General features: G+C 56.4%; 4 protein-coding genes. All 4 read right to left on the reverse strand.

The genetic code is table 11. The features are described 5' to 3' along the window. The coding region (locus tag ABGT74_RS01725; RefSeq protein WP_346704203.1) for a hypothetical protein at positions 1-183 on the reverse strand (183 nt) is incomplete at its 3' end. Further along, the gene (locus ABGT74_RS01730; protein ID WP_346704204.1) at positions 176-973 is read right to left on the reverse strand and encodes a TlyA family RNA methyltransferase; all 798 of its coding nucleotides are present in this window, start codon (positions 971-973) and stop codon (positions 176-178) included. The genes ABGT74_RS01725 and ABGT74_RS01730, both read right to left, overlap by 8 nt. Beyond that, complete coding sequence (dxs, locus tag ABGT74_RS01735) at positions 966-2,837, reverse strand: 1-deoxy-D-xylulose-5-phosphate synthase (RefSeq protein ID WP_346704205.1); 1,872 nt, start codon at positions 2,835-2,837, stop codon at positions 966-968. Before dxs ends, ABGT74_RS01730 begins: the two co-directional genes overlap by 8 nt. Before the next feature lie 28 nt (positions 2,838-2,865). After that, the gene (locus ABGT74_RS01740; RefSeq protein WP_297283493.1) at positions 2,866-3,456 is read right to left on the reverse strand and encodes a hypothetical protein; all 591 of its coding nucleotides are present in this window, start codon (positions 3,454-3,456) and stop codon (positions 2,866-2,868) included. Between the last annotated feature and the right edge of the window lie 695 nt (positions 3,457-4,151).

The following is a 4,151-nucleotide window of genomic DNA, read 5'->3' on the forward strand; positions in this document are numbered from 1 at the left end:
GTCGTCGGTTTCCATATAATCCACGCCTTCCAGCCCCAGCGCCGCCGAACGCATCTGCATGGGCAACATCAGCCGGACGCCTTCTCTCTGCAGCTGGTCACAGACCTGCGGCAGCACGGCATACGCGCCCTCTTTTCGCATGTTGGGATAGATAAAAAACCGCTTCATTGCTGCCTCAGCCATCCAATTCCTCATGTGCCTGCCGCACGATCTCGCGCAGGTCCGGCACGCTGTCCTCTCCCTGCTTCCATAAGTAGCCCAAAAACTCGATATTCCCTTCCGGCCCCTTGATGGGCGAGAACGTGATATCCTGCACGACGAATCCTGCCGTGTGCGCATTTTCCACAAACTGCTCGAGTACTTCCAGATGGATCTCCGGCTCACGCACCACGCCTTTTTTACCGACCTTGCCTTTTCCCGCTTCAAACTGCGGCTTAATCAGGCAGGCCACACGGCCATTTTCGGTCAGCAGACCGGAAACGACCGGCAGCACCAGCCGCAAGGAGATGAACGACACGTCAATCACGCACAGGCTTGGCGTTTCCTCGAGCATCTCCGGGGTCACATAGCGGATATTCGTGCGTTCCATGCACTTGACGCGTGGGTCCTGGCGCAGACTCCACGCGAGCTGCCCATAGCCGACGTCGATCGAATAGACCTTGACCGCACCACGGCGCAGCAGGCAATCGGTAAAACCGCCGGTGGACGCACCCACGTCCATCACGACCAGCCCCGCCGGGTCGATCGAAAAATAGTCGAGCGCCTTCTCGATTTTTTTGCCGCCACGGGAGACAAAGGCATTTTCGTTGCCGCGCACTTCCAGCTCGGCGTTTTCATCCACCATGTCGCCCGCTTTGCCAGCTTTCTGCCCGGCAATATAGACAATGCCTTCCATAATCGCTGTCTTTGCGCGCTCCCGCGAATGGCAAAGCCCTTTTTCAAACAGCAATACATCCAAACGTTTTTTAGCCAAGGTCGTTTTCCTTTCCCTTTCGGTTTTTGATGACAAACGAAGCGATGCCTTCCGCATCAATGCCGCAATGACGATATACGTCGCTCACACCGCCGTGCGGCAGAAACCGGTCGCCGGTATTCAAGCAGTCCACCCGGCCACTCCGATGAGCAGCCACCCATTCGCCCAAGCTGCCGCTTTCCACAACATCCTCGACGACTACACACCAACCGGATAGCACAGTCTGCTGCTCACAGAATGCTTCCGCCAGTGCATCGCTGATCTCGTTGACCTTATAAACCTGCGCGTGCACACCTTTTTTCTCCAAAATATCCGCTGCGGCAATCAGTTCATTGACAAGTGCGCCATGGGTCAGCAGCGTCACCTCGCGGCCTGTTGTTTCACGTACGCAGGCAATCGTATCAGCCGCCGTATCCTTTCGAAATGCACCCTCACCGCCGCGCGGATAACGGATTGCGACCGGCCCGTTCTCATGGTATAACGCACGCGACATCATACTGCGCAGCTCGGCAAAATTCGACGGACAGAAAATCTTCACGCCCGGAATGGAACGCAAAAACGCCACATCCAGTACACCGTTGTGCGTTGCACCATCCGCGCCGACAATGCCTGCACGGTCTACGCAGAACACGACATGCAGCCCTTCAATCGCCACATCATGCACCATTTGGTCATAGGCGCGCTGTAAAAAGGTCGAATACATGGCAACCACAGGCACCAGTCCCTGCGCCGCCATACCAGCCGCCATGGCGACCGCGTGCTCCTCCGCAATGCCGACGTCAAAAAAGCGATCAGGAAAACGAGACGCGAACCGCGTCAGCCCTGTGCCGGACGGCATCGCCGCTGTAATCGCGCAGATGCGCGCATCTTTTTCCGCGAAAGCACACAGTTCACGCCCAAAACATGCAGAAAAATCCTCTTTCTTGCCCGCCTTGAACGCACCGGTCAGCGGGTCAAACGGCGAAACACCATGATATTTTTCCGGCTCACGCTCACTCGGCGCATAGCCGCGGCCCTTTTGCGTCATCACATGCAGCAAAACCGGCTTTTTGATCTTTTTGGCCTGCGAAAGCAGCTCGCATACGCTTTTCAGATCGTGCCCATCCACCGGACCAAGGTAGATAAAACCCATCTGCTCAAACAGAGAGGTCGGCAGCACCAGACGCTTGACCCGCGCCTTGACGCGTGAAATTGCACGAGAAACCGCGCCGCCGCCCGGAATCCGCGCCAAACGCTCCTTCACACGCGCCTTGGCATGCAGATAACGTGGACTGACGCGCAGACGCGACAAATGTCGGCTCAGCCCGCCGACATTCTGCGCAATGGACATGTTGTTGTCGTTGAGCACCACCAGAAGCGGTTCGCCTGAGGTGCCGGCGTTGCTGAGCGCCTCATAAGCCATGCCGCCGGTCAGCGCGCCGTCGCCAATGACGGCAACCACATGATATTTCTGATTTTTCAGCGTGCGGGCATGCGCCATACCCAGCGCCACCGACACCGAACCAGAGGCATGCCCGGTCACGCAAGGGTCAGCCACACTCTCCTCCGGCTTCATAAAACCGGAAAGACCGCCGTATTGCCGCAATGTATCAAAGCGGTCACGGCGGCCGGTCAGGATCTTATGGACATAACTCTGGTGTCCTACATCGTAAATGATGCGATCACGCGAAGAGTCAAACTCCCGCTCCAGCGCGACAGCCAACTCTATCACACCCAAATTGGAGGCCAGATGACCGCCTGTGCGCGAAACCGAATCGACGATAAATTCGCGCAGCGAAGCGCACAGCACACCGAGCGTGTCATAAGACAATCCGCGCAGATCCGCGGGGCTTGTGATATTGTCCAGAATTCCGTATCTTTTCATAACTTCATTCCCACCACGGAAGCTTTTTCTATCTCTTGCTATCCAGCGAAAACGGCAAAACCGACAACACCCGTCCGCAAATGGCCAGCACACGACTGCTGAACGCCATCGCCACACCTTTACCGGCAGCCTTGCCGCCAATGGTCAGTGCCGAGATCAGACCGGTGACCAGAAGAGAAACCAGCACCACCTGCACGCCGTTCATCCCGGCCGTAATATTGGTGACGATCAGCGCACCCGTTGCACCGGAAATGATGCCGCAGATATCACCGACCACGTCGTTGCAAATGCTCGACACCTTTTCCGCATTGCGGGTCATCCACACCGCTTCCTTTGCGCCGCGCACACGGTGCGCCGCCATGGAATGGAATTCCTTCTCGGTCGCGGAGGCGGCAGCAATGCCAATCATATCGAATAGGATGCCCAATGCGATAAAGAAAAACAGCACCAAGAAGGATAAAATTGTGCCCGCACTGTTCAGCGCCTCATTCGATATATAGCTCATCACAACCGACAGCACAAAGCTGATCGGCATGATCGTTGCTACCCATTTGGTGTTGATCAGCCGCGGCTTTTGCGGCGGCTGGTTCTTTTTTCTCGGTTTATCGGATGCTTCCAAAAAAATACTCCTTATTATTAAAACCCTTCGGTTGTTCTATCCAAATAGAAGTGACGGCAGGCCGAGTTAATCTTGCGGCTTGAGGTTCGGTTGGCTTTCCCCGCGGACTGCCACGCGTCGCCGTCGTGGGGGTTTCCCATTAAAGTCCGTGCCGGGATGTTACCATCACCGGGACCGAATTGCCACTGAGTCCGCACTGCAATCCTCTGCCTGCCTCATTGCTGAATAGCCTAGGTGATTTCCACTGCAGGCAACACGATTCTTAGCCTCTTTTGCAGACATGGTTTCAACCGTCAATTCCCGCGGCGTTCCTGGCCGGGAAACCGCAGGCGGATACGATATCCACCATGGCCACGCAAGGCAGGCTACACTGTACACAGCGTTTTGGGTTCCGCACGGGCCTCCGGCCGCAATGGCCGGCGTATTCCGCGCAGTCCCCGCCGCACCGCAATACAGGTTTCATCCTGCACCGTAGGGCATCCGTCAATCGAAGCGATGCTATAGGTGCCCCACGCATACAGGTCTCCACGGCAGGCGGGTCGGTACTTCATGCCATTGAAGCGCGCCCGCAAGCCTTAACCTCCAGCATCCACCCCAAACTGGGCGTAAGAAGCAAACACCAGAGACTTCATCGATATGCCCTTCTACGGATTTTTAGGCCCGTCCTGGGAATCGTATGCGCTGACTAGGATACT

It is taken from the genome of uncultured Agathobaculum sp. (genome assembly GCF_963927765.1).
In the GTDB taxonomy this organism is placed as follows: Bacteria; Bacillota; Clostridia; order Oscillospirales; family Butyricicoccaceae; genus Agathobaculum.